We start from the raw sequence: 24,247 nt of genomic DNA on the forward strand, positions 1-24,247 counted from the left end.
TTACTTTAAACGATCAATAGATGAGCGATTTGGTGCGTGCCAACGCTCATTTTCAAGTGACTTAGCAACTTGTTTCGACATCTCAAAATTAACTTCTTCAGGTGAATAAGTAACACCTGGATCTTTTTGTACATGTAGAGTTTGAGTAGGGAAGGCAAAGTTAATACCGTGCTTTCTTGCAACTTTTAAAATATCTAATAGAAATTTATGTTTTTCATGTAATTCGTCATCCCATGATGGAACTTCCCAGAACATATAAACAAGAATATTAAGAGAGCTTGCACCCATTCCATTAAAATATACTTGAAAGTTATCCTTACGTGTAAATGGATGAGCGATGATGATTTGTCTTATACTCTCACAAAAGTTTTCAATTTTTTCTGGTGGAGTAGCATAATCAATACCTAAGTTTGTATTAAATCTACGATAGCGACGTCTTCCAAGGTTATCGATATTTGCATTGATAAGAGTACCATTTGGAACAGATAAAACTGAATTATAAAATGTTCTAATACGAGTTGATCTCATTCCAACTTCTTCTACAATCCCTTCAATATCATCATTGATCTTAACCCAGTCACCAATAGTAAATGGATTATCAAATAATACTGTGAATGAACCAAAGAGATTTGAAATTGTATCCTTTGCTGCAAGAGCAAAAGCAATACCACCAATTCCCATACCTGCTAGGATGGATTTCATATCCAGCTCTAGTGCATCACCAATGAAAATGATACCAACAGCAAAAATAAAGAATCTTGCAGTTTTTCTTACAAGGGGAACAATAATATCATCGAATTTATTCTCAGTATCACGGGCCTTATCTTCTAAGTAGAGACAGATGACCGTTAGTAGCTCGTTTAAGATCATAATCATCGCGACAGCAAAAATGATGTCGCAGGCTTTTATGATAAGAACAAGAGCATCAGTCGGTAAATCAATCCATGTACATAATGTTTTAAAAATATAAACAAAGGTAACAATTCCAAAAGGTGCAGTCAGTCTGTTTTGTTGTTTTTCAGTAAAGCTTATATTTCTCTTTTTTAGGATTGAAATTGCTTTAACTGCAATATAGTGACGTACAATACGGTCAAAAACAAAGCTTATAAGAGTAATTATAATTAATAGAATCCAATGGATATTTAAAAGAAGAAATCTTTGATGAAAAGTCCATGGAGGAAGATACTCTTTAAGTCGATCTTTTATGGACTTACTGTAAACAACGTCTTTGGCCGTTTGTTTTCCTCTAAGTGATAAGTCGTAGTGATATAGTGATTTCGTTGTTTCTTCAGTAAAGAGCCAAACAATTTTCTCGTCTCTTTCAAATTTCTGTAAAGAAATTTCGACTTGATGATCATCACCATCAACATGGACCTTAGATTTGCGGTAGTACCAAATATCTGTATTAGGCTTCTTAGGGATTTTCTTTACATTGATATATTCAATACGATCAAGAACCGTTATCAACGTTTGAGCATAGTCTTTAAGTTTAACTTCTCTAACTGATTCCGGAAGATAACTACCATCAAAAGTCTTTATGGCATATTCTAGCCCAAGGTTGTTTCCTAGTTTATAGGCCTTCATATTCTTGAGATAGTAATTCATTGTCGCTCTAGGTGTACTTAAGTCGAGAGGGACGATTTCATTTGCAAGCACTTGAACTTTGCAAATAGTTAAAAGTATAAGGAAAAATTGGATAAAAGTTTTATACATAAACACTCTTTTTATTACGAAAAAAAATTAATTGGTTACCTTGACAATTATAAATGAGCTCCCATCTTATTTATAGAAGGGGAAAAATACCTCATAATTTTAGGTGTTTATGCCCAAAATTTACGCGGAGGATTTTTATGAATAAGTACGATTCAATCGTTGCAGGTAGTTTGGACATTGCCCAAACTCTTCTTATGGAAAAGAAGAATACTCAACTATCCGAATGGCACCTTGCCTATGGACTAGTGAAGAATCCATCTTCTTTCTCTTCAAGATCTCTTAAGAATAAACTGAAAGAGATTAAGACAGAAGTTGATCGCCTTCCTCAGGCATCAAGTGAAGTGGCACTTGATAATATAAGACCGACTGCTGGACTCAGTAAGTGGTTAACTCTTGCATCTTCTAATGCAATACAAAGTGGACGCCAGGAAATTTCAGAGACAGATTTACTAAAGAATATCATTACGATTCTTCCAAGCTTAAATATTGACCCTACAATTTTCTCTCAAAACTTTGATGGTGATGAGGAAGATGAAGTGCCATCATTCTTAACAAATCTTAATGAAATGGCACAAGAAGGTAAGCTTGATCCAGTTATTGGCCGCTCAAAAGAAATTCGTGCGGTGATGGAGATCCTAGGAAGACGTGGAAAGAATAATCCGGTTCTTGTAGGGCCTGCCGGTGTTGGTAAGACTGCTATTGTTGAAGGTCTTGCTGAGATGATTGTTAAAGGCAAGGTTGCAGATGTATTAGAGGGAAAGACTGTTTATGCTCTTGATATGGGAGCTCTAATGGCCGGAACTAAATTTCGCGGAGAGTTTGAAGAGCGACTACAGAAGCTTTTAAAATATATTAAAAAGAATGCGGCCACTTCGATTCTCTTCATTGATGAGATCCATCAACTTGTTGGTGCAGGTAAAACTGATGGTGCAATGGATGCGGCCAACCTTCTAAAGCCGGCCCTTGCTAGAGGGGAGCTAAATTGTATTGGTGCTACAACTGATGAAGAATATCAGAAATATATCTTAGGTGATAGTGCTCTTGAGAGAAGATTTAGAGCTGTACCGGTTAATGAGCCATCAAAAGAAGATGCCATTGAAATTTTAATGGGGATACGCGATAAGCTTGAAATTCACCATGGTATTAAAATTTCTGATGAGGCCATCTTTAATTCAGTGATACTCTCTGATCAGTATATAACTGATAAGAATTTACCAGATAAGGCCATCGACCTTGTGGATGAAGCTGCAAGTGCTCTAAAGCTTTCAGCTGAGGCCATGCCTGCTAAGTTAGTAGAGCTAGAGGCAGAGATACGCTCAAAGAAAGTAAATGCACAAATTGATAAGGAAAATGAAAAACTGAGCTCTGAAATAAAAGAGCTTGAAGATAAGTTCAATGAACAAAAAGCAAAATGGGAAGATGAAGTTCTCTCTCTTAAAAGAGTCTCTGAACTTAAGAATCAGCGTGACCGTTTAACTTTTGAACTTGAAGCAGCAGAAAGAAATCAAGACTATGAAAAAGCTAGTGAGATTAAGTATTCAAGACTACCTGAGATTGAAAAAGAGTTAGAGTCTTGTCATCATGACTGGATTCTTGCAACTAAAGATATTGCAATGGTTATCTCAAGACAAAAGGGAATTCCTGTTGAGAAGATCTTAAAGTCGAGACAATCTCAAATTCTTCAACTTGAAGGCTTTTTAAAGTCACGTGTTTTTGGACAAGATGAAGCATTACAAGAAATTGCTGATACTGTCATTACTTCTCATGCTGGACTAACAGACCCATCTCGTCCATTAGGTTCATTCTTGTTAAAAGGACCAAGTGGTGTTGGGAAAACTGAAACAGCAAAAGCATTGTGTGAATTCTTATTTGATACACAAGATAATTTAATTCGCTTTGATTTATCAGAATATAGTGAAAAACACTCTGTTAGTAAGCTTATAGGTGCCGCTCCTGGTTACGTCGGCTACGAAGAGGGTGGTGTTTTAACTGAAGCTATCAGACGCCACCCTTACTCTGTTATCCTTTTTGATGAAATCGAGAAGGCCCATCGTGACTTTGGAGATATTCTACTCCAGATCCTTGATGACGGGAGGCTAACTGATAATAAAGGAAGAACGATTGATTTTAAAAACACAATTATTCTTCTTACAACAAATGCTAAGAATGTTGAACATGCATTTAAGCCAGAAGTTTTAGGCCGTCTTGATGCAGTCTTAGACTATAATCCGCTTGATCGCTCAATTATGAATTCACTAATTGATAAGCAGATCAAAGAATTAAACTCGAGGCTTCTTGCACGTAAACTGAAGGTTAATATCTCTGATAGTGTAAGAGCGAGATTAAACGAGCAAGGTTATAGTGAAGATTACGGTGCAAGGCCACTTGCCTCAACTTTTAATCGACTTGTAACTAGACCGCTGTCAAAAGAGATTATGTCTCATGACTTAGAATCTAAAGATTTAAATATTGATTATAAAGATTCTGAAATAACGATTAGGTAAATGTTAAGGTACGTCGATACTTTTGGTCAAAGGCCAAAAGTATCGACGTACCTACTTCTTAAAGGGAAGAAGCTCATTTAATTTCTGATGATAACGTTGCACTTGTTTATTCTGGTTTAGTACATGTTGTCTAAGAGCTTCGTGAATCTGAGTATTCTTTAAATGATGCCAGGACTCAATTTCCACTGGACGAAATCCTCGGTAAAGTTTTTGTTCACCTTGTGCGCCTGCCTCAAATATTCTAAGCCCTTTATCTATTGTGTATTCCATTCCCATGTAATAACACATTTCAAAGTGAAGAAAATCAAAACTGCTTTGATAAAGAGGATGAATTCCCCAGTAGCGTCCATAAAGCTTTGTCTCTGATTCAAAGAACATTGCCATGGCAATAATCTCATCTTCTTTACTTGCAAGATAGGCCAGGTGGAAGAAGCAATTATCTAATTCTTTAAGTCCAATAAAGAACTCTAACGTTAAATAGGGGTAAGCTGACTTCTTATCGATGGTTGTTAAATAGATTCCATAGATCTGCTTAAGTTCTTCTATTTGTAGATCTCTTGCGTCTACTTTCTCTATTTTAAGCTCGTATGCATCACATGTTCGTCTTTCTTTCTTTATATTCTTTCTTTTATTCTTTCTTAGTTTTGAAAGATAATCTTCAAAAGAGTCATATTCATTTATGAAGTGATATTGAGTCGTGACTTGTTTAAAGAAACCTAAATCCTCTAATTGTGTGTATTGCTTGTCAGTAAAATAATAGTGCTCACTTGAAAAAGGAGAGTTTTGATAAAACTCAAATGATTCTTTTAAAAGATCTGAATCAAGATCTTTTGTGAATTTACTATTATTAACAGGTGTAAAAGGAATAGCATGAATGAGTTTGGGGTAATATTCAAGGCCCATTCTGTAATAAAGGTCGGCCCAGGCCCAATCAAATATATACTCACCGTAACTATGATCTTTTACATATGAGATAAGAGTGTTGTCATTTTTAGTTAGGTGAACTGGATGCCATCCTCTCTGAGGAGATGCACTCCCACTGTCTTCTATGATTTTGAGAAAGTGGGAGTTAGCAAAGGTATGCATTATTTTTCAAGCTCTTCCTTAACTTGTAGTTCAAGTTGGTTGTAACTGAAATTCTTTAATGGTTTCCCATTGATAAAGAAAGTAGGGGTACCACGTACTCCAAGTTTCTTTCCATCTTCCATGTCTTTTTTTACAATCTCCATGAATTTTGGATCGTGCATATCTTCTTTTACTTTTTCAATGTCTAGTCCCTCAATTGTTGGAAGATAATTCCAAATGAGATCTGGTCTTGGGTTGTGATGATTTCCCCAAGCTGGTTGACTTTTAAATAAGACACCAAGAGTTTCCCAGTATTTGTCTTGCTTTCTCGTTGCCTCTAGAATTGCAATGGCATAACTTGAATTCTTGTGAAAGGCCGCATAACGAACTACAAGTCTTACTTGTCCTTCGTACTTTGCCATAACATTTTTAACATATGGATAAAATGCGCGACATGATTCACACTCTGGATCAAGAAACTCTACGATTGTAACAGGCGCATCTTCAGGTCCCATTGATGGGGCATAGTCTGGAACAAAGAGTTTATAATTTTCATTAGCTTGCATACCAAGCTTCTTACTTTGTTGTTTTTTGTAAACTGTTGTTGCGATAGCAAAGATTGCAATAAGTGCAATCACAACACTGATGATTTTGTAATTCTTATTCATTTGTTGTCCTCATTGATTTTTTATTTTTGTAATATATTACTAGAGTTATTAGTAAAATTGTAAATGCCATAAGTGATAGAAATGGAATGGAAATAAATCCAAACCAATTTATCCATTTTGCTGAACATGGTACTCCGCTTAAACAAGGTGAGGCACTTTCTGGTATAATTTTCCATTGAAGAAGATTGTGATAAACGGCAATGGCCCATCCAATGACAGTGAAAGGAATACTTGTTTTCATGCAATAGTGTTCTTCATCGTAGACGCCAAAGAGAAAAATTATAGCAAGGGGATACATGGCCACTCTTTGGTACCAACAAAGTGAACAAGGAGTGAATTCCATAATAACACTAAAGAATAAGCTTCCTACTGTTGCTATCATGGCAACAATCCAGGAAATAAAAATGAGATTTGAGTTTTGTTTTTTCATAAATTTACCTCTGGTCTATTTTGTCTAAAAAATATGACATTGACCAGAGGTAAACGTTTATTAAAGAGTGTATTCTGGTGTGAATTCTTGTGCGCCTTCTTCTAAGACTACTGGAGTTGACTCTGAATGCTCATCTTCATCAATTGACTCAGTGCTTGTCATGCTACCTGTCGTTCCCATTTTAAAAAAGTGGTTCAGGTTTTCTTGCAGTTTTCTCATCTCTTTCATGATTGAGTCTGCTTCTTTACCTTCATAAGTTAGCTCTTCTAGAAGAATTCTCGTTAGATTTTTATTTAGTCTCTTAGAGAGGTTTCTTAGATGTGCATATTCTTTTGGAAGTGGAATCATTGTTTCAATTTCTTGATTTGCTTCTTCAATTCCACCACGTTTTGCAGCTGTGATAATTTGCTTTGCTTCCTTTACTGTTTTGTCAGCAATCATTGGAAGGATCTTCTCTTGTGTTTCTTTATCAAGCTTAATGATCTCATTTGTTTGGCTAGCGTTTAAGTGGCCAAGACGACGGGCCTTCTTAACATGTTCTGAAGCAAGAGCATCTCTTTTGATTGCACCTTTAATAACGCTTTTAGAAAGTCCTGTTTTTTGGGCAGTAACAGCTGCAAAAGAGTCCATATCTTGCTCTTCTTGAGCTTTTTCAAGCTTCTTCTCTTCAGTCGTTGTTGCGATTTTATCAACTTCAATTTTTGTAGCAGTTGGATTTAATTCTTCATAGATTTCGCGACCACGATTAAGACACTTCTCAAACTCAAGTTTATCAAGTGGCTTTCTAACAAGGTTTTCATCAATTGAGATAAGTTCTTGCTCTAGGCTCTTTCTATCAACAACGTGAACTGGAATATCAGTGATTCCTAGCTCTTTTAAAGCTGTATATCTTCTTGCTCCTGCGAGTAATTCGTTTTCTTTATTAATTGTGAGAGGATTAATTAGTCCAATACTTTCGATACTATTCTTTAATGTTTCTACATCTGTCTCTGTTCTAAGGTACTGAGAATTTAATTTGATTTCATCAATATTGATTGTGGTAGTTTGCATTTATGTCCCTCATAAAATTAATTATATGAATAATCGTGTGTGTTGTGTGAAGGCATTTTAAGGTGCATTTTTAATTCTGACTAGATCTGACAGGTATTGTAAGAAAGTATTTAGTATCCGCGCCCCGTGTTAACTCTCTCAATTATGCGTAATGACACTTTTGTGGGGAGCGTCGTTAAAAGTGATTTGAAAATTCTATTGAATCTGCCAGGAATAATAAATGGTGATTGTTTAGAAAGAGCATTCAATGTTTCCTCAACAACCTGTTTTGGCCAAATACCTGAGAAGTGTTTTTTCTCTTGTTTACCTTGATTAATTCGAAATTGAGTATAAACGAGTCCTGGGCAAACAGAGATAACAGTTTTATTCGTTCCAATGAGATCGCGATAAAGAGCAAGGGAAAAAGAGTGAATCATGCTTTTTGAAGCAGCGTAAATGCATTGTCTAGGAACAGGGAAGAAAGCATAAAGAGAGGCCACGTTAATAATCTGTAATTGGTCATCTTGTTTTAAGAAGTGATGTGTCAGTCTCATGGGCACTTCAACGTGAACTCTTTGCATGGCTATTTGTTTTTCGATATCAGTATTTTGATATTTACCAGCTACTCCATAACCTGCATTATTGACGAGGTAATTAATTGGAGTTGTTACTTCTTTAATTAAAAACGAGCTGGCATCATCTTCTATGAGGTCTTTAACTATAACCTTGCATTCAATGTGATACTTATCTTGATAGGTCTTTGCGTTTGCACTTAGTTTTTCACTATTTCTGCCGTGAAGGTAGAGATTGATTCCAGCACTTGCAAAGTAATTAGCAAAGGCCTCACCCATCCCAGTTGTGGCACCTGTTATAAGAGCGAACTTCTTATTCTTTGTCATAATACCAGATTCCCATGTTACGAGGTGATTCTTCTTCATCAAAGAAGCTCATAAGCTTGGCCTCTTTATTCATCTCTTGTAACATCATAACACGATCAATAAGGATGTATAGCTCAAGTGTTCGTCCAAATTGCCAGCGAATAATATCGCAAAGAAATAATGTCTCTAGAATGTCTTCATGCTTTTTTAAATACTCTTCAAATTCTTCATCTGAAAAATTTATTGGTATATTATTTTCGTGGCACTTTGATTTTGCATAGGTTGCAAAGTCACCAAGATAAAGCCTTTTATGTGCATCTCCAATAGGCATAACTTCTTTGTCTTGTCCGTAGATGTCATCAATATAAAATTGTAAGCAGTAGCGATAGTATTTAACTTTTCTTTTTTGCTCAAAATCTTCATAGGTCATACTTTGATGACCTCTGGTCGCAAGAGTGCAGCTATCGCGTCCAAACTCAAGTGGATTATTTTCTTTGGCAAAGTTTGAGAGGTTAATATCACTTTTAGGTGTAAGCTTATTATAGCAGCAACCGAAATTTAGCATTCCACTGCTTTGATGTTTTGCTGCAACCTGCATATGTTTAACAGCAAGTGGCCCGCAAGTATGAAGGCCTAGTGAAAATGAATTAACGCAAAAGATTTCTTCATTCTTTTCATCTGCTAAATCGATTGAAAAGTCATGATTGATAAATCGGACATTCTTGTGACCTTGCGGCTTAGGAAATTTTTCAAGTCTCTTTTTCCCTATCTCTTGAAACTCTGGATTTATATCAAGACTGATCATATCCATGCCAAAGTAGTAGGCTAGAGTTCTACTAAGGTGGCCTACACCTGCGCCAATATCAACAACATGTTTAAATTTGATCTTTTTATTTTTTTGTAAGTTCGTGAGGAAGTTTGCAATCGTTAGAATCTCGTATTGCTTCTTTCCCTTAACTTTGTGAAATGCCCAGCTTGGAAGCTTCTCAATTCCGGCCGTCATCTCTTTATCAATGACTTCTACTTTTTCTAAACTCTTTAATGAATTAAGTAGATCTTTTAAGTCTGATTCTGGGAGTGAGTCATAAATTCTTTTGCAATCGACTTTGAATTGTTCCTGAGGTGTTATTTCTCGTAGTGGTGCAATGAGCTCTTTAGGATAGACTTGATCTAATTTTCCAGCACGGAATTGATCAATAACTTCTCTTTGCCATATTTCACTATATGGCCGTAGAATGTTTATAATAGAAGTAAATTGCTGCTGGTAATTCATCACGTTATTTATAGCATGACTAACCACCATTTAAAACGGGACTTTTCTATGATTATTAATGAATCTCTTAATCCATATAATAAAATCGCAGTTGTAGGACTCGGTGTTTCAGGCCGTTCGGCCCTTCGCCTTCTGACATTTCTTGAAAAGGACGTTTATTTAGTTAATCAAGGTGAGGTTGAAACTTGGCCAAGATATGAAGAGACAAGAAGTATTCTGGGCAAGGTGGAGCAAGAAAACTCAAATGAGCTATTAAAAGAGATGGATTTGATTATTTTATCTCCAGGAATCTCTAAGGATATTGATATCTTTGATGGTGTTACATGTCCTATTTGGTGTGAAATTGAACTTGCTTATAAATTTGCTGATGCTCCAATTCTGGGAGTTACTGGAACTAATGGAAAAACCACTGTTGTTAGCTTTCTTGCAGAGTGTGCAAAGTATGATACGACAGGGGATTACTTCATAGGTGGCAATATTGGTGTGCCTTTTTGTGATTATATCTATGAGCGTATGAGTGGTGAAAGAGAGCAGGCCCAGGGAATTATCCTTGAGCTTTCAAGCTTTCAATTAAATCTCATTGAGGAATTTCAATGTGATGTGGCCGGACTTTTAAATCTCACTTTTAGTCATGGCGAGCGCTATCATAATATCGAAGAATATGGACTTGATAAGTATGAAATCTTTAAGAATATGCAAAATGGTGGAGTGGCCTATTATCCAAGTGGCCTTCCTGTGGCAATTCCGTATGAGATGAGAAATGGCCATGCACTAGATCTTGATATGAAAAAGATTATCTCTGAATTATCTTCTTATATCGATGTCTCAAAACTTAAAATATTTGGTGAACACAATATTATCAATACCTACTTCGTCTACCTCTTGTGGGATGCTTTTACAGGTAATATTGATGCTTTTAAAGGTGCTTGTGAGAGCTTCCATGGTGTTGAGTATCGCTTGCAATTAATTAAACATGAATCTGATCAATACTTTTTTAATGATGCAAAATCCACTAATTGGGATTCTACTTGTATTGCACTTAAAGGAGTTGAAAACTTAGGTAATGTGGATCTTATCATTGGTGGTCAATTAAGAGGCGAAGGTGATAATCAGCTTTCTCGCTTAGATGAATTCAAGAATGAGATAAGAAAGATTTACTTTTTTGGTGAGTCTGGAAAGATTTTAAGTAATGAATGCCGTGAAATTGATTGTGAGTATTATGAGAATTTGGATGATGTGTTTAAAGCTGGATTTGAAGCAAAAGTAATTCTCTTTTCGCCGGCCTTTCCTTCATTTGATCAGTATCTGAACTATATCAAAAGAGGTGAGCACTTTACGAAATTAGCGCTTACTTAAGAACAGAGATCTTAACTTCATGTGGTTTGGTATCTCTCATATTGTCAGCAATTGCGACTTTAAATAGAAAAATGATAAGAATACCTAAAATAAATTTTCCTGACTTTGATTCCATAATGTGATTATCGGCACTTACTGTTTGAATCTTTAGAAAAAAATTTAACTTCTTAACAAATTTTTTCTTGATTCGTAAATCTTGTTATTATTAAACTCAATAATAACATGATAGCACCTATGAAAAAACCACCGGAAGGCTTTGCAGGAGACTGTTCAGACAAGTTTGTGCCCTCGAGCTTATCATCGATCTGCTTATCGATTTGCTCAATTGTCCCACACATTGGAATTTGCTCTTTAGGGTAGAGGTAAGTCGCTCCGTCCCAATCGTCTTCTCCGATTGTCTCTCGGCCTGTTAGATTTCTAAAGTACATCAAAGAATCCTCAAGCTTAGAATGGCCAAGGCCAAAGGCGTGTCCAATTTCATGGGCAAAGAGAGCAATCTTCTGAGCACGAGTTTGCTCATTATACTTAGTTCCAGAAATATCATTAATTCCGATGACTGAGCCAACAATTGTTGCACCACTTAGATTATTTGGAAGGGTTACTGCCAGAATTCCAACTGAAGTGAAAACATCAGTATTGCCGTTACAGACAATAAGGATATCTCTATTTGTATCTGGTACTTGAGTTGAGCAGCCAGCTGATCCAGCATTACAGATTCCATTTGTCGTATAAGCGCTATCAACAGTTTGAATATTGCCACCTTTTAAATGAAGGCTACTTGTTGAAATTTTATTCCAGTAATTACTTGCTGCTATTTCTACCATATCCATAATTTCATCGGCGCTGTCTGTGATATTTGAGCAAGCATTGTCTGCAACGTGAACTCTAATTTCAGGATCTGCAAAGCGAATAGGTATATTGGCATTGATAGTAAAGGCCTGGGCCGAAAAAGCTATGATAAAGCTTAAAAGTATTTTCATTTCTTATTACCTAGTGTGTAATTAATTGAGAGCCCATAGCTAAATGCACGCTCATCACCGTCTTCAATATTAAAGGCACTAATTTGGCCATTGATAAAAATGTCCTTATTTAACAGATAGTCACTTCCTATCACGAGAATATTATTAACCGCCGTTTGGACATCTGAAGGTGTATTATATTGTTGAGTAGAAATTCCATTACCAAGCGTTTGAACTTCACCATCCATTTTCGTATAAGTGAAGAAGAGTCCAGCACCGGCCTGCAATCTAAAGTTACTAATCACATGTTCAATTAATGCTTGAAGCCAAAGATTTGTTACTGTAACTGCATCATCAGCTCCTTCTTGTGGAATTGTTAAGCCTATTTCAAGGATTAACTTCTTATCCCAATAAAAGTCTGAGCGGTAATTGGCGCGAAGATATGGATTGAAATCAAAATAATTTCGTCCACCGTCAAGGTCCTTTTGAACCTTTCCAACGTACTTTGTCATATTTCCTATACCTAGAGAGAACTCACCAGGTATATTGTATATTTGTGCATTTGTTTGATTTGTTACGAGACTTGTCATGAAAAAGACAAAGCATGCAACTGTTAAGGTCAACTTTTTCATGACACAATTGTTAAGAAGAATTTATTATTTGGCAATATGTTATTGTTTGCAATTGGTGTGAATTTAATTAAAATTGCCGTAATGACTATTAGAAAAGGAATTTAATATGTTCGAAAATTATAAAGTACCATCAGAACTAGTACCAAGTGACCCACGCTTTGGTGTCGGGCCATCTCTTATTCCAACAGAATTTATCCAAAAGCTTGCTGATACAAAAGCTGAACTTCTTGGAACATCACATAGAAAACCAGCTGTGAAAAATCTTGTTAAAGAAATTCAAGATGGACTTAGAAGTTTTTATAATCTACCGGAAGGTTATGAAATCGTTATGGGTAATGGTGGAGCAACTTTTCTCTTTGATATGATTGGACTTGGTCTAGTTAGAAAGAAAAGTGTTCACTACACATGTGGAGAGTTTTCAAATAAGTGGTATAAGTCACATAACTTAATTCCTTGGATTGAGGCCGAAGAGATTGCAAGTGAATATGGACAAGGTTGTGAGCCTAAGGATCACGCTGACGCCGACATGGTTTGCTTCACACTTAATGAAACTTCAACTGGTGTGCAAACAACAACAATACCAACAGTTAGTGAAGATACTCTTGTGGCCGTTGATGCAACTAGTGGAGCAGGTCAAATTCCTTTAGATTTATCAAAGATTGACTGCTACTTCTTTTCACCTCAAAAAGTTTTCGCTTCAGAAGGTGGATTATTTGTGGCCATCATGTCGCCAAAGGCACTAAAGCGTGCTGAAGAAATTAATTCAAGTGATCGCTATATTCCAGGAATTATGAATTGGAAGACAGCGATTGATAATTCAGTAAAGAATCAAACTTATAATACACCAAGTATTTCAACTCTTTTCTTCCTTAATGAGCAAGTAAAGCTTATGAACTCACAAGGTGGACAAAAGTATGCCGTTGAGCATGCAAATAAAAAAGCTGAGTTAATTTACGGATGGGCAAAAGAGGAAAGCTTCCTTGAAGCATTTGTTCAAGATGAGAAGTATCGCTCAACATCTGTTGCAACGATCAACCTTGATGAGAAGTACGATGCCAATGCACTTGTAAAAGTTCTAGAAGATCAAAACATTGCAAATGGAATCAACTCTTATCGTAAGCTTGGTAAGAACCAATTTAGAATTTCTCTATTCCATAATGTGAAACTTGAGGATCTATTAAAGCTTACAAAAATTATTTCAAATGCTATTAATGAAGCATCCGCATAATTCTATTCTTTAGCTAGAAAATAATGTCGAAAGGTGTGCATTTATGCACACCGCTTCGTCTCCAGGCCATCGTCAAAAGATTTTTTCTCTTCAATTACGAAAGTTTTCAAACAAGTCTTTTAAGATAAACAGTGTAAAATCAAGAGGCTTTCACTGTTATTATCATATTTTCTCAAGTTGATTAATCTGTTCAACTTTTAATCATGTTTTGTCGATTAATAACCATGATTCAATATATCAATCACAAAAGGATACTTTGTTTTTATGCAAGGTTAATGAATATAGAAGTTGAGGTATTTCAGTGAATAAAATTATTATCATCAGCATAGTTACTTGTTTATGTTCTAGCATATACGGACGTGATCTTTTATATGGAACTTTTGAGCAACGCTTTTCTGGTGATCTTAAAGAGAAGATTGATAAAAATATATCTGAATTTAAGACAAAAGCCGATAAGATAGAAAAGGAATATGAAAAGTACATAGCTGGCTGTGTGAGCAACCTTAAAAAAAATCAAAACCAAGAAGAATATACAAACTGTGAAAGGAAGCAGCGTTATCTATTCAAGAAAAAGTTTGGAGGGAGTCCTGGTTACATCACTTCTAAAATAGATCTAGGAGTTGAGAATATCTATATCGCGAATATATTTAAGAGCGCTAGAGGAAAAGATCCTATCGGGAAATTAGGAATTAAGTTTGAGAAAGAACCTAGTGCAAGAGATGGGGTTCAAGTTAAGAGATATGTAAAACTAAAAAATGACTATTACTCTGATTTTGTATTTACGTTTAGAGTTGTTGAAAAAATTGAAAATGGACGCGTGAAACTTTTATCGAATCGAGATATGTGGATAAATGTTGATGAAATGAAAGAAGTGTTTAAATTTAAAGATGATGTATTTAAACTTACAAGAGAAGAGTTGAAAAAGAAGTACACTATTGGAAATAAATGTTTATCGTGTCAGAACTCAAAATATCGATGTGTAGATTGTTGTGGTGTATATGATCTTACAGATGATTCTCTTCGTATGGATCATGAAGACGCTGGAGAAGGTGTCCCTGATAAGATTTTAATCAAAGAGTTATTAAATTGGAAAGGTGAGTTTGATTGTTCTGTGCATTCAACAAATTAAAACATATCCGTGCTTTGTTGCTAATCCTAGTCTTTTGATTACTTTAGGTGGGTTTTCACTAGATTTCGTTCCAGGAGCCTTTTCTTTATGCAAGGTTAATGAAAAAACGGTGTCAGAAACTTTATTAAGAATCAAGAAATGATGAGTGAATGAAAGTAGAAAGAAGAAGGTAGCGAAGTTCACAATAAAGGCATTAATTGCAAGTTTTGTACTTCCATACCTTACTTCTTATGTCGTTCTTGGAGAAGTTTGGTTTTGAAGAATTGTTTTAATTTGTTTATTTTATTTATGATTTCTTTTACCTCATTTGCTAGGCTTCCTTGTATGATGCGCCAGTTTGCTACTAAAGAACAACGCGTTCAGGAGGTATTAAATGAGCTTAAGAAATGTGGGAAGCTTCCATCTTATAATAAAAAGAAAGAAGGCTTTTACAGCAGATGCGATAAATCAAAACTTGTGTATTTAAATAGAGTGTGTGGCGGTAGGATATCTTTTAGAGATAACAATGTTTTGTATTTTGAATATGCTCCTTATGCTTCTGATGATATAGACTTTACTCATTTTAAAATAAAAAAAAGAAGCCTAGATACTATCTATAGTACTAAGAAAGTTTTAGATGCTAGAAGGTACTGTATCAAGAATAAAAAGATTCTTTGTGGGAAATTAGGAGTTTCTCATTTAAAAGAAAGTATGTTTGATATTAACGCTTTAAATTTTTATAAACAAAACCTTCAATATTGTAAGTCCCCACCCAAACTAAAGGTTAATTCTTATCTCCCTGTATGTAACTCCTCAGAAGTTAAGCTTTATCCGAAAATTATATCTTTATATCATTACTTTGATAGTGAAAATTATATGTTTTCATATGTAGACGAAAGTGTAGGACATTATGAACTTAAACATTTTGTTTCTCAAAAAGTTGAAGGGCAGTATCTTGTTAAGAAAGTCGTTGAATTGAACAGTAAGAAAGAAATTAAGAAATATTGTGAAGATAAGATTCAAATGTGTAAAAGTATATGGAGTTTACAAGAGATCTTATAGCGTCTGTATTCATAGTTACAAATCGACGTACCCTCTTATTACGAAAGCTTTTCAAAGCAAGCTTCAATCTTCGCATTTAGGTCGGACTTCTTCTGGTTTAATCCTGCAATTAATTGATTTTTTTCTTCATCCATATTGGAATAGTCAAACTTTGAAAGTAGTTCGTCAATCTTTTCAATCTGGCCTTCAAGCTCCATAATTTCTTCTTCAATCTTTTCGACTTGAACGTCATTAAGCTTTGGTGTCTCCTTGATAGAAGGTGCAGCTATTTCTTCTTTATTTGAAGATGTTTCTTGCGATTGTTTTTCAAGGTCGCGCTCCATTTGTCTTGCTTCAAGATATGGGCGAACAAATGTGAATCCACTTGAGAACTTTGTGACGGTCTTGTCTTCAATGAGCCAAACTCGATTGGTGATATTTTCTAAGAACGATCTGTCGTGAGAGATGATGATGACTGTTCCTTGGAATTCTGCGAGTTTTTGCTCTAAAATCTCAATCGACTCAATATCGAGGTCATTTGTCGGTTCATCAAAAATCCAAATATCAGCTTCATTCTTAAGGTTAAGTGCAAGTTGCAGACGATTTAATTCTCCTCCTGAGAAACTTGAAAGAGGCCTATGGAGCTCTCCGCGATCAAAGAGGAAGTTTTGAAAGTAGGTCGCTACGTGTATCGAGCGTCCACTTTTAAAGTGAATAAAGTCTTCACCTTCACCAAGTAGATCATAAGGTGACTTTGAAAGATCAAATTCATCTCGTTTCTGAGAAAAGAGACAAACTTTTAGATCATCTGCTCTTTTTATATTTCCTGCGCTCGGGTTAAGTTTTTCGGCAACTAATTTCATGAGAGTTGATTTTCCAACCCCGTTTTCACCTAGGACGCCGACCTTGTCGCCTTTAAAGATTGAAAGGTTTACCCCTTTAAATAGCACTTCTTTATTATCGTAACCAAAATCCACATCTTTGAATTGTACAAGCTGCTTTGTTTTTCGATTACTGTCATTCATTGCTAGATCAAGCTTTGAGCGGGCCTGATCTTTTAGTTTTTGAACTTGCTTTGAAAGATCATTGAAGTCTTCAACACGTTTTTTTGAGCGAGTTCGGCGGGCCTTTACTCCTTGTCTCATCCAAGCGGTCTCTCGTCTAAGTGAGTTCTTAAGCTTTGTTAGAGAGTTAAGACGTAGCTCTTCTTGAGTCTTTGTATATTCAAGATACTCTGCATATGTTCCTTTAAAAGGAGAAACCACTCCAGAGTGGATATTAAAGATCTTTGTAGTAACTTTTGAGAGCAGGTAGCGGTCGTGGGAGATGATCACGTGAGTTTTATTAGACTTCATGATCTCATCTTCAAATTGTTCAATTGTTTCAAAGTCTAAGTGGTTTGTAGGCTCATCCCATAGAATGAGGTTCTCTCTTGCAGTTAGGCCCAGACTAAGTTGAACTTTCTTTTGCTCTCCACCTGAGAGACCTTTAACTTTCATGGAAAGATCAGTAAGGCCAAAGGCCTTGATATAACTTTCGTAATTATTTTTGAGATCCCAATACTTCTTGTGTTCAAGCTCTTCCATAATCTTGTTCTGCTCAGCAAGTCCTTTCTCTGTCGAAAGATCCAGTGAAGCAAGCTTATTATTTAGAACTTCAAAGTCGCGATACTGAAAGTAAAAATAGTCTTCAATAGTGATGTCTTCATTTGGAAGAGTGAAATTTTGGTCGACTTTAAAGACACTGAATTCCATCGTTGGGCCTTGTGAGGCCGTGGCCTTCTCAAAGGTAAACGGGGGAGTCGATGTGTCTGGCGTGATCTCTTCATTTATAATTTTTAATAGAGAAGACTTACCCATTCCATTTAGGCCAATGAGTCCGATTTTATCACCATGCTCAATATGGAATTGTGCGTTATTGAAAATGACTTTCTGCCCAAAGGCGAGATTTATATTTTTTAAGTTACATAGTATCGACATTTCATAAATCTATCCTATTTTTAACTGTTTGGCCCAAAAAATTCCCGTCAATTCCTAGCCGAAATGTGGCCGTTTAGGTATGATATCGCCTCTTACAACACACATATCCAACGACTACAACAGTTCGTGAAGGGGAAAGATATGAGAAAATTATTTAAATTGGCCATAGCATCTCTAACTTTACTGAGTGCACAAGCAAATTATGAACTTTTAGCAAGTTCTGGTGAATATAATTATAACCTACCTCAGCAAACTTTTTGGATCAGTACATCACTTCGTATGATGAATACTGGTGAAGTATGTTTCTCAATGGGAGGAGCAGCTGGTGGAATTTCTGGTTACGCTTTTCTTTGTGGCGATAATGGTGACAATATGAAGCGCTATCTCGTTCCACAAAATGAAGCAGTAAGTGATTTCTACTTATTTGATGATGGAAATACTGGTGATAAGCATATTGTTTTTGCTCCAAATAACGGTTCAGAGCACCTTGGAATTTATACATTTAATTTAAGAACGGGCAAGCGTCTTGAGCATGAGAACTTCGAAGGACAATTTACAGGTCTTTCTGGCGTTGCCATGAATGAAGAGGATGTACTTGTTTATCGTCAATCATTTGGTGGTAAAAGAGCAAGAATTGTTATGCGCAACTTAGATGGAGAAAATGATCTCTTCTCAAGTTTCTCTAAGGATATTGGATACGTATTTACGCCTCAAACAAGCGGGAATTACGTATTAACTAAAATTAGAATGGGAAGAGGAATTGCTGAGAATCAACCAGATCGTCTCTACCTATACAATATGAAAAAGGGTGCAAAGCAAATCGTTATGCAAGATAAGGATGGTCAACCTTCTTCAAAAATTACAAAGATCATGAATACTTATACAGTAAACCACAATGGTGATATTGCTGTATGGACAGAAACTGAAAATGGAACGCAATTGTATGCTTCTAATAAAGGTATCTTAAAATCAGTTCTTACTATTGGTGATAAAATTACAAAGTATGATGCTTTCTCTCCATCAATGAATAATCTTGGTGATATTTTAATTCGTGGATACGACAAAAAGAACAATGCTGCGATTTTTGCTTATGTCGATGGCCAGTGGTCTAAAGTTATTGGTGAAGGTGATGTGATTGAGATGAATGGTGTTAGCTATGAAGTCGCAGATGCAACAACTTCTCCATTTGTCCACGCTCCAAGAATTAATGATAATCGCGTCGTTGCATTTATTGTTTATGTTGTGAATAAGAAGACAAATAAACTAACAACAATGGTTTTAAAGAAAAAATTATAACAAATAAGAAAGTATAGAGAAAAATGGCATTACTTAAGAAAAAAGATCCAATTACTAAGTTTTATGACGTTATTATCGTAGGCTCAGGGCTAGCGGGGATGACGGCAGCAAATAAATTAGCAAAAGATGGAAGAAGTGTTCTTCTTCTTGAGGCACATAATAAACTAGGTGGCTTTGCTACATGGTTTAGACGCCCAACAAATGAAGGTGAAAGACATATCTTTGATATTTCTCTTCATGGTTTTCCTGCGGGGATGATCAAAACTTGTCGTCGTTATTGGTCAAAAGATATTGCAAATTGTATTGAGCGAGTTGATAAGATTCGCTTTATTAATCCGCAATTTGAAATCGATACTGATTTTACAAAAGAAGACTATATCAACATCTTAGTTGAGAAGTTTAATCTCTCTCGCGAGCATGTTGTGGGCTTCTTTGATGAATTACGTGCCATGAACTTCTATGATGACGAGGCCATGACTAATGGGCAATTATTTGAGAAGTATTTTCCAGGGAGAAACGATGTAGTTCGTTTCTTACTAGAGCCAATTGCTTACGCTAATGGATCAACTCTTGAGGATGAGGCCATCACTTTTGGAATCGTTTTTTCTAACTTCATGAATAAGGGTGCCTATATTTTTAGAGGTGGAACGGATAAGCTTATTGGTATGATGAAAGATGAGCTTCTTTCTAATGGCGTTGATATCAAACTTCATACTAAAGTAGATGAGATCCTTGTTGAGGATAATCAGGCCAAGGGAATCCGTGTTGGAGACGAAAAGGTTCTTGCCAAGTCTGTAATTTCAAACTCTGCACTCTATAATACAATCTTTAAGATGACACCAAATGCAAAGTACTCTGAAAAGTTTGCAAAAGAGGCCAAGGCCGTAAGAGTAAATTCATCGTCATGTCAGGTTTTTATGGGACTTAAAGAAGGTGAGTCAATTCCAAATATTGGTGAGCTAATTTTCTATTCACGCTCTGATCATTTTGATACTGACTTACTTCTTTCGCCGAAGGCGCACTCTCAAACTTTTTCAATCTATTATCCAGATATGAGAAAGCATATGAAACAAAAATATGCTGTCGTTTCAAGTATCAATGCTCGTTATGAAGACTGGATGAATCTGAGCGAAGAAGAGTATAAAGAGCGTAAGGAATACTTAAAGAATAATGCTCTTGATACGATGGAGACTCTTGTTCCTGGGTTTAAGGATAAGGTTGAGCATGTGAATGTATCAACTCCAAAAACAGTTGAAAAATACACTCATCATCACTTTGGTTCTTCATTTGGAACAAAGTTTGAAGGGCTTGGTGTATCAAAAGAGCTTCCAAATCAGGTGAAAGGTCTCTTTCATGCAGGCTCTGTTGGAATCATTATGTCAGGTTGGCTAGGTGCTGCTAACTACGGTGTTATCGTAGGACATGACTTAAATACTTACTTAGATAATACAGAAGAATAAAATTTTAAAAGGAATAAATATGTTTGATTTTAAAGATCAAGTTGCAATTATTACAGGTGGAACGCGCGGAATTGGACGCGGGATTACGGAGTCTTTTTTAAAAAGCGGTGCTCGTGTTGTTGCTACCTATGCTGGAAACCACGATGCTGCCAATGCTTTTAAGGCAGAACTAGGTGAGTTAGGTGAAAACCTCTATCTGGAGGCCTTTGATGTTTCAGATGCTAGTGCAGTTGAAGAGTTTTGGAATCGCATGAATGAACAATTCGAACAAATCCATATTCTTGTTAATAATTCTGGTATTCGACGCGATAATCTTTCACCGATTATGCCAGATGAAGATTGGGCAAGAGTTCTTGATATCAATCTAACGGGAACTTTCCTAATGACTAAAAGAGCAGTTAATCATTTCCTATCAAAAAGATATGGAAGAATTATTAACATGAGCTCTGTTGGTGGAAGCCTAGGTCTTCCTGGACAAGCAAATTATGCTGCTTCAAAAGCGGGCCAAGTTGCCATGAGTAAGTCGATTTCTAAAGAAGTAGGAAAGCGTGGAATTACAATTAATAACGTTTGCCCAGGTTTTATTGAAACTGAATTAATTGCTGATCTTCCAGCTGAGCAAGTGAAAGAATATAAGAAACAAGTTCCTTTAAAGAGATTTGGTAAGGTTGAAGAAGTTGCTCACGCTGTGCAATTTCTAGCATCAAAAGAAGCCGCCTATATCACAGGTGCATCACTTGAAGTAACAGGTGGCCTATAATGAGTTTTGATGTAAAAGAACTTATCCCACAAAGGGAGCCATTCTTATTTGTTGATAAGATCATTGAACGCCAAGAAGGTGAAGTTGATAAGATAATTACAAGCTATCAAGTAACTGGTGAAGAGGACTTCTTTAAAGGTCACTTCCCAGGAAATCCTGTTATGCCTGGTGTTCTTCTTCAAGAAGCAATCTTTCAAAGTGGTGCATGCTTAATGGCATCAGGAAGTGAAAGTGGTCTTGGAGTTGTTGCGAAAGTCTCAAATGCTAAGTTTAAGAATATGGTTCGTCCAGGAGATGAGCTTATTATGGAAGTTGAGCTTCTAGATCAACTTGCTAATGGTTATTTCTTTAAAGGAAGAACTAAAGTAAATGGTAAGACCGTTCTTGCTATTGAATTTACATGTGCAAAGGTTTAAATGAGTTTTTTAAATTTTGAAAATAAATTATTTCTAATAACTGGTGTTGCTAATAAGAAGTCTGTTGCATACTTTAGTGCAAAGACAATCATTGAAAATGGTGGAAATTGTGTCTTTACTGTTCAAAGTGAAGAGCATCAAGCAAAGCTAAAGAAGCTCTTTCCTGAGTCTAAAAGCTATATTGTTGATGTGACAAAAGAAGAGCAAATTAAAGAATTAGCAATTAATCTAAAAAATGATGAAGTTAAACTCGATGGTATGCTTCATTCAATTGCCTTTGCAAATCTTGCAAACCCTAAGCCTTTTCATGAAACATCTTGGGAAGATTTTGCTCAGGCAACACAGATTTCTTCATTTTCACTTGTACAATTATCAAATGAATTAGCTGCATTATTTGAACACGAAGCTTCTGTTGTAACGATTTCAATCTCGGATACGAAGGCCACTTCATATGGTTATATGGGGCCAATTAAGTCGATGCTTGAGACAACGTGCTCATATCTTGCAAAGAGCTTTAGTGAGTTTTCACAAGTTCGCTTTAATAGTGTTTGCTCAGGGCCTTTGAAAACATCGGCTTCAGCGGGAATCCCTGGCTATATTGATAATTATATCTTTGCTGAAAAGCTTACCATGAGAAAGCAGGCCTTAAAAACTCAAGAAGTTGCCAATACAGTTGCCTTCTTACTTTCAAATGCTTCTAGCGGTATCAATGCCACTGGTGTTCTTGTTGATTGTGGGATGAAGTCGAATCATTTTGACCAAGAAGTGGTTTCAGGAAAATAGTTCTAATATATATTTAATTCTATAGGGGTTATAATTAAGTTATGAAAAACTTTTTTATCGCCCTTCTTACTTTTTGTATAATCCCTACAACCTACGCTAACGATGCTGTGAAGTCATATTGCAAGAGCGTCTCTTTTTCTAAAGATGACTCTATCTACAATGAAATAGCAAAGTTTAAGGCCGATATGGCAAATGCTAAAGAAGTTGCCGCGGTAGCAGATGAAGCGCTAAGTAATCTTATTGCTAAAAAAAGTCCAGTTGTGACAAGTTGGATTAAACGCCGAAAGCTTGATGTTAATGATCCTGTTAATGTCGCAAGACAATGGCGTCTTTACTATGTTGATAATATCGTCCTATCTTCTGGGACATTTAGTGAAAGGCCAAAGGTTATTCAAAAACTTGTCGATTCTGAAATGAGTGAAGTCTTTTCTAATCTATACACAAAAGAGAAGAAATCATTGCTTAAGAAGTCATTTGACATAGCAAAACGTGATGCCATAAATGTTTTAAAACTTCTCATAGGTAAAGATGAAGCTTTTAAAGAAATCAAAGAGCGCATCGAGAAGATTACCATATTTACCCCTGAAAAAGTTATCGGTACAAAGGTTGAACAGGCCCCTCGTGACTTTCTTGAGTGGGGTTTTGCTTATGATCCAAATTCAAATCAAATTAATGTCGGTTTAGATGGACTAAATTTTGCATATCCTAAGTATCAGGCAAGCCTTGTTAGTCTTATGGCCCATGAGATAGCGCACTCATTTGATAGCTGTCGCTTTTCAGGTTTTTATAAGAATAAGAATCCATTCACTAGTATACAAAGTTGCCTAAGAAATACTTCGAGTGTTGGTGCTAAAAAACGTGATGACTCGCAATTGGCCTTTCTTGTGCAAAATAATATTATTAAGAAGGAAGTTGCCCAGAATCTCTTAGCTAATCCAACTTGTAATCGTTCACTATACCCACTTCCAGGAAAACAACGTGATCAATTAGATGAGATCTTTGCTGATTGGTTTAGTGCTGAGGTTGTTGCCTTAAGTGGAATAGATTTAAAAAACCTTAGAAGTGAACTTTGTTTAGAAAAAGAACTAAGTAAGGGCTCATCATATATTTCAAACGAAAAGCGTTTAGCAGGAATTTACTTAACTCAACCAACTATCGCCAAGAAAACATCTGGCTTCTTAGGTCTTCTTGGAGGAAAAGATACAGGTTTTAAGTATTGTTCTAATTAGCCGGCTTTTGCAGATACTTTTCAAAAACTTGAATGCGGTTGAGAATCTTATTTGATAAATCTAGTAATGATTGATCGATATTTTGTTGGAGATTTCTAAAGTCTGCCTGCATTTTCTTTGTATCTTCATTATGCTTTAGTTCTAGTTTATTTAGTCGATCTTCTATAATGGCAAGTCCATCTAAATTTGTTTCTTTTTTCTTTAATTGCTCAATTTCTTTCTTCAGTGACTCAATCTCTTTTTTCATCTTATCATCCATGCCGGTTTTAAGATCAGAGATTTCTGAGCGAATTTTCTTCACATATTCCTCTAATGCAGTAATGCGAAAAATCTTTGCATTTCCTGGCCCAGAGTCAAATTCTTCAAGCTCAGCAAAAGCAATTTGGTTGATAGAAAATATTAAAAATAAAACAATAGTAAACCTCATATTAAAATCATAT

At 35.8% G+C, this 24,247-nt stretch carries 23 protein-coding genes; 11 read left to right on the top strand and 12 right to left on the bottom strand.

Annotated features, from left to right (window positions below; translation table 11 throughout):
• A complete protein-coding gene (locus tag ACN5L8_RS00275; protein WP_419171953.1) occupies nucleotides 1-1,713 on the bottom strand; it encodes a mechanosensitive ion channel family protein in 1,713 nt (570 codons plus the stop codon).
• Nucleotides 1,714-1,850: 137 nt separating this feature from the next.
• Here ACN5L8_RS00275 and ACN5L8_RS00280 point away from each other — a divergent pair, with 137 nt between their 5' ends.
• Nucleotides 1,851-4,217 (top strand): ATP-dependent Clp protease ATP-binding subunit, encoded by a 2,367-nt coding sequence (locus ACN5L8_RS00280; RefSeq protein ID WP_115363866.1) that lies wholly within the window; start codon nucleotides 1,851-1,853, stop codon nucleotides 4,215-4,217.
• Nucleotides 4,218-4,268: 51 nt separating this feature from the next.
• On the opposite strand, the gene ACN5L8_RS00285 is transcribed toward ACN5L8_RS00280, so the two are convergent.
• From ACN5L8_RS00285 to ACN5L8_RS00310, 6 genes are all read right to left on the bottom strand, one after another.
• Complete coding sequence (locus ACN5L8_RS00285) at nucleotides 4,269-5,303, bottom strand: peptidogalycan biosysnthesis protein (protein ID WP_419171954.1); 1,035 nt, start codon at nucleotides 5,301-5,303, stop codon at nucleotides 4,269-4,271.
• Nucleotides 5,303-5,950, bottom strand: coding sequence for a DsbA family protein (locus ACN5L8_RS00290; RefSeq protein ID WP_233500286.1), 648 nt, complete (start codon nucleotides 5,948-5,950; stop codon nucleotides 5,303-5,305). Before ACN5L8_RS00290 ends, ACN5L8_RS00285 begins: the two co-directional genes overlap by 1 nt.
• Nucleotides 5,943-6,380 (bottom strand): disulfide oxidoreductase, encoded by a 438-nt coding sequence (locus ACN5L8_RS00295; protein WP_419171955.1) that lies wholly within the window; start codon nucleotides 6,378-6,380, stop codon nucleotides 5,943-5,945. The genes ACN5L8_RS00290 and ACN5L8_RS00295 overlap by 8 nt, the downstream gene beginning before the upstream one ends.
• Before the next feature lie 60 nt (nucleotides 6,381-6,440).
• Nucleotides 6,441-7,430: a ParB/RepB/Spo0J family partition protein gene (locus ACN5L8_RS00300; RefSeq protein ID WP_419168554.1), complete on the bottom strand. Its 990-nt coding sequence runs from the start codon at nucleotides 7,428-7,430 to the stop codon at nucleotides 6,441-6,443.
• 110 nt (nucleotides 7,431-7,540) lie between these two features.
• On the bottom strand, nucleotides 7,541-8,347 hold the full coding sequence (locus tag ACN5L8_RS00305) for an SDR family NAD(P)-dependent oxidoreductase (protein WP_419171956.1): 807 nt from the start codon (nucleotides 8,345-8,347) through the stop codon (nucleotides 7,541-7,543).
• The gene (locus ACN5L8_RS00310) at nucleotides 8,295-9,560 is read right to left on the bottom strand and encodes a methyltransferase (protein ID WP_419171957.1); all 1,266 of its coding nucleotides are present in this window, start codon (nucleotides 9,558-9,560) and stop codon (nucleotides 8,295-8,297) included. Before ACN5L8_RS00310 ends, ACN5L8_RS00305 begins: the two co-directional genes overlap by 53 nt.
• Before the next feature lie 48 nt (nucleotides 9,561-9,608).
• On the opposite strand from ACN5L8_RS00310, the gene murD reads away from it, so the two are divergent.
• Nucleotides 9,609-10,916: a UDP-N-acetylmuramoyl-L-alanine--D-glutamate ligase gene (murD, locus tag ACN5L8_RS00315; RefSeq protein WP_419171958.1), complete on the top strand. Its 1,308-nt coding sequence runs from the start codon at nucleotides 9,609-9,611 to the stop codon at nucleotides 10,914-10,916.
• On the opposite strand, the gene ACN5L8_RS00320 is transcribed toward murD, so the two are convergent.
• From ACN5L8_RS00320 to ACN5L8_RS00330, 3 genes are read right to left on the bottom strand one after another with little or no spacing between them, the layout of a single operon-like run.
• Nucleotides 10,909-11,031: a hypothetical protein gene (locus ACN5L8_RS00320; RefSeq protein WP_255509259.1), complete on the bottom strand. Its 123-nt coding sequence runs from the start codon at nucleotides 11,029-11,031 to the stop codon at nucleotides 10,909-10,911. The genes murD and ACN5L8_RS00320 overlap by 8 nt on opposite strands.
• A gap of 52 nt (nucleotides 11,032-11,083) precedes the next feature.
• Nucleotides 11,084-11,896 carry a matrixin family metalloprotease gene (locus ACN5L8_RS00325; protein WP_419171959.1) on the bottom strand — a complete coding sequence of 271 codons (813 nt, stop codon included), beginning with the start codon at nucleotides 11,894-11,896 and terminating at the stop codon, nucleotides 11,084-11,086.
• The gene (locus ACN5L8_RS00330) at nucleotides 11,893-12,507 is read right to left on the bottom strand and encodes a hypothetical protein (RefSeq protein ID WP_419171960.1); all 615 of its coding nucleotides are present in this window, start codon (nucleotides 12,505-12,507) and stop codon (nucleotides 11,893-11,895) included. Before ACN5L8_RS00330 ends, ACN5L8_RS00325 begins: the two co-directional genes overlap by 4 nt.
• Nucleotides 12,508-12,613: 106 nt before the next feature.
• On the opposite strand from ACN5L8_RS00330, the gene ACN5L8_RS00335 reads away from it, so the two are divergent.
• The 3 genes from ACN5L8_RS00335 to ACN5L8_RS00345 all read left to right on the top strand — a co-directional run bounded on the left by ACN5L8_RS00335 (nucleotide 12,614) and on the right by ACN5L8_RS00345 (nucleotide 15,905).
• Nucleotides 12,614-13,735: an aminotransferase class V-fold PLP-dependent enzyme gene (locus tag ACN5L8_RS00335; RefSeq protein ID WP_419171961.1), complete on the top strand. Its 1,122-nt coding sequence runs from the start codon at nucleotides 12,614-12,616 to the stop codon at nucleotides 13,733-13,735.
• 301 nt (nucleotides 13,736-14,036) lie between these two features.
• Nucleotides 14,037-14,864, top strand: a complete 828-nt coding sequence (locus ACN5L8_RS00340) for a hypothetical protein (RefSeq protein ID WP_419171962.1) — start codon at nucleotides 14,037-14,039, stop codon at nucleotides 14,862-14,864.
• Nucleotides 14,865-15,113: 249 nt separating this feature from the next.
• Entirely contained in the window at nucleotides 15,114-15,905 is a 792-nt protein-coding gene (locus tag ACN5L8_RS00345; protein WP_419171963.1) for a hypothetical protein, read from the top strand.
• 38 nt (nucleotides 15,906-15,943) lie between these two features.
• On the opposite strand, the gene ACN5L8_RS00350 is transcribed toward ACN5L8_RS00345, so the two are convergent.
• Nucleotides 15,944-17,863 carry an ABC-F family ATP-binding cassette domain-containing protein gene (locus tag ACN5L8_RS00350; protein ID WP_419171964.1) on the bottom strand — a complete coding sequence of 640 codons (1,920 nt, stop codon included), beginning with the start codon at nucleotides 17,861-17,863 and terminating at the stop codon, nucleotides 15,944-15,946.
• Nucleotides 17,864-18,004: 141 nt separating this feature from the next.
• Here ACN5L8_RS00350 and ACN5L8_RS00355 point away from each other — a divergent pair, with 141 nt between their 5' ends.
• The 6 genes from ACN5L8_RS00355 to ACN5L8_RS00380 are packed head-to-tail and all read left to right on the top strand — an operon-like array spanning nucleotide 18,005 to nucleotide 23,807.
• The gene (locus tag ACN5L8_RS00355) at nucleotides 18,005-19,159 is read left to right on the top strand and encodes a hypothetical protein (RefSeq protein WP_419171965.1); all 1,155 of its coding nucleotides are present in this window, start codon (nucleotides 18,005-18,007) and stop codon (nucleotides 19,157-19,159) included.
• Between the two features lie 23 nt (nucleotides 19,160-19,182).
• Entirely contained in the window at nucleotides 19,183-20,619 is a 1,437-nt protein-coding gene (locus ACN5L8_RS00360) for a phytoene desaturase family protein (protein ID WP_419171966.1), read from the top strand.
• Between the two features lie 19 nt (nucleotides 20,620-20,638).
• Entirely contained in the window at nucleotides 20,639-21,379 is a 741-nt protein-coding gene (locus ACN5L8_RS00365; protein WP_419171967.1) for an SDR family oxidoreductase, read from the top strand.
• Nucleotides 21,379-21,795, top strand: a complete 417-nt coding sequence (gene fabZ, locus ACN5L8_RS00370; protein ID WP_334678671.1) for a 3-hydroxyacyl-ACP dehydratase FabZ — start codon at nucleotides 21,379-21,381, stop codon at nucleotides 21,793-21,795. The genes ACN5L8_RS00365 and fabZ overlap by 1 nt, the downstream gene beginning before the upstream one ends.
• Nucleotides 21,796-22,578, top strand: coding sequence for an enoyl-ACP reductase FabI (locus ACN5L8_RS00375; protein ID WP_334678670.1), 783 nt, complete (start codon nucleotides 21,796-21,798; stop codon nucleotides 22,576-22,578).
• Between the two features lie 41 nt (nucleotides 22,579-22,619).
• Complete coding sequence (locus ACN5L8_RS00380) at nucleotides 22,620-23,807, top strand: hypothetical protein (protein ID WP_419171968.1); 1,188 nt, start codon at nucleotides 22,620-22,622, stop codon at nucleotides 23,805-23,807.
• Here the strand turns inward: ACN5L8_RS00380 and ACN5L8_RS00385 are convergent.
• Nucleotides 23,800-24,234: a hypothetical protein gene (locus ACN5L8_RS00385; RefSeq protein ID WP_162929590.1), complete on the bottom strand. Its 435-nt coding sequence runs from the start codon at nucleotides 24,232-24,234 to the stop codon at nucleotides 23,800-23,802. The genes ACN5L8_RS00380 and ACN5L8_RS00385 overlap by 8 nt on opposite strands.
• Between the last annotated feature and the right edge of the window lie 13 nt (nucleotides 24,235-24,247).

The sequence above is a fragment of the Halobacteriovorax sp. genome (genome assembly GCF_048381875.1).
Taxonomy (GTDB): Bacteria; Bdellovibrionota; Bacteriovoracia; order Bacteriovoracales; family Bacteriovoracaceae; genus Halobacteriovorax_A; species Halobacteriovorax_A vibrionivorans.

Excerpts from the sequence above, each read along its gene's own strand:
- ACN5L8_RS00335 (WP_419171961.1), top strand. The coding sequence starts at position 12,614 with ATGTTCGAAAATTATAAAGTACCATCAGAACTAGTACCAAGTGACCCA.
- ACN5L8_RS00355 (WP_419171965.1), top strand. The coding sequence starts at position 18,005 with ATGAGAAAATTATTTAAATTGGCCATAGCATCTCTAACTTTACTGAGT.
- ACN5L8_RS00375 (WP_334678670.1), top strand. The coding sequence starts at position 21,796 with ATGAGTTTTTTAAATTTTGAAAATAAATTATTTCTAATAACTGGTGTT.
- murD (WP_419171958.1), top strand. The coding sequence starts at position 9,609 with ATGATTATTAATGAATCTCTTAATCCATATAATAAAATCGCAGTTGTA.
- ACN5L8_RS00360 (WP_419171966.1), top strand. The coding sequence starts at position 19,183 with ATGGCATTACTTAAGAAAAAAGATCCAATTACTAAGTTTTATGACGTT.
- ACN5L8_RS00385 (WP_162929590.1), bottom strand. The coding sequence starts at position 24,234 with ATGAGGTTTACTATTGTTTTATTTTTAATATTTTCTATCAACCAAATT.
- ACN5L8_RS00275 (WP_419171953.1), bottom strand. The coding sequence starts at position 1,713 with ATGTATAAAACTTTTATCCAATTTTTCCTTATACTTTTAACTATTTGC.
- ACN5L8_RS00310 (WP_419171957.1), bottom strand. The coding sequence starts at position 9,560 with ATGAATTACCAGCAGCAATTTACTTCTATTATAAACATTCTACGGCCA.
- ACN5L8_RS00330 (WP_419171960.1), bottom strand. The coding sequence starts at position 12,507 with ATGAAAAAGTTGACCTTAACAGTTGCATGCTTTGTCTTTTTCATGACA.
- ACN5L8_RS00285 (WP_419171954.1), bottom strand. The coding sequence starts at position 5,303 with ATGCATACCTTTGCTAACTCCCACTTTCTCAAAATCATAGAAGACAGT.
- ACN5L8_RS00280 (WP_115363866.1), top strand. The coding sequence starts at position 1,851 with ATGAATAAGTACGATTCAATCGTTGCAGGTAGTTTGGACATTGCCCAA.
- fabZ (WP_334678671.1), top strand. The coding sequence starts at position 21,379 with ATGAGTTTTGATGTAAAAGAACTTATCCCACAAAGGGAGCCATTCTTA.
- ACN5L8_RS00295 (WP_419171955.1), bottom strand. The coding sequence starts at position 6,380 with ATGAAAAAACAAAACTCAAATCTCATTTTTATTTCCTGGATTGTTGCC.
- ACN5L8_RS00365 (WP_419171967.1), top strand. The coding sequence starts at position 20,639 with ATGTTTGATTTTAAAGATCAAGTTGCAATTATTACAGGTGGAACGCGC.
- ACN5L8_RS00380 (WP_419171968.1), top strand. The coding sequence starts at position 22,620 with ATGAAAAACTTTTTTATCGCCCTTCTTACTTTTTGTATAATCCCTACA.
- ACN5L8_RS00325 (WP_419171959.1), bottom strand. The coding sequence starts at position 11,896 with ATGAAAATACTTTTAAGCTTTATCATAGCTTTTTCGGCCCAGGCCTTT.
- ACN5L8_RS00350 (WP_419171964.1), bottom strand. The coding sequence starts at position 17,863 with ATGTCGATACTATGTAACTTAAAAAATATAAATCTCGCCTTTGGGCAG.
- ACN5L8_RS00305 (WP_419171956.1), bottom strand. The coding sequence starts at position 8,347 with ATGAAGAAGAATCACCTCGTAACATGGGAATCTGGTATTATGACAAAG.
- ACN5L8_RS00290 (WP_233500286.1), bottom strand. The coding sequence starts at position 5,950 with ATGAATAAGAATTACAAAATCATCAGTGTTGTGATTGCACTTATTGCA.
- ACN5L8_RS00300 (WP_419168554.1), bottom strand. The coding sequence starts at position 7,430 with ATGCAAACTACCACAATCAATATTGATGAAATCAAATTAAATTCTCAG.
- ACN5L8_RS00320 (WP_255509259.1), bottom strand. The coding sequence starts at position 11,031 with ATGGAATCAAAGTCAGGAAAATTTATTTTAGGTATTCTTATCATTTTT.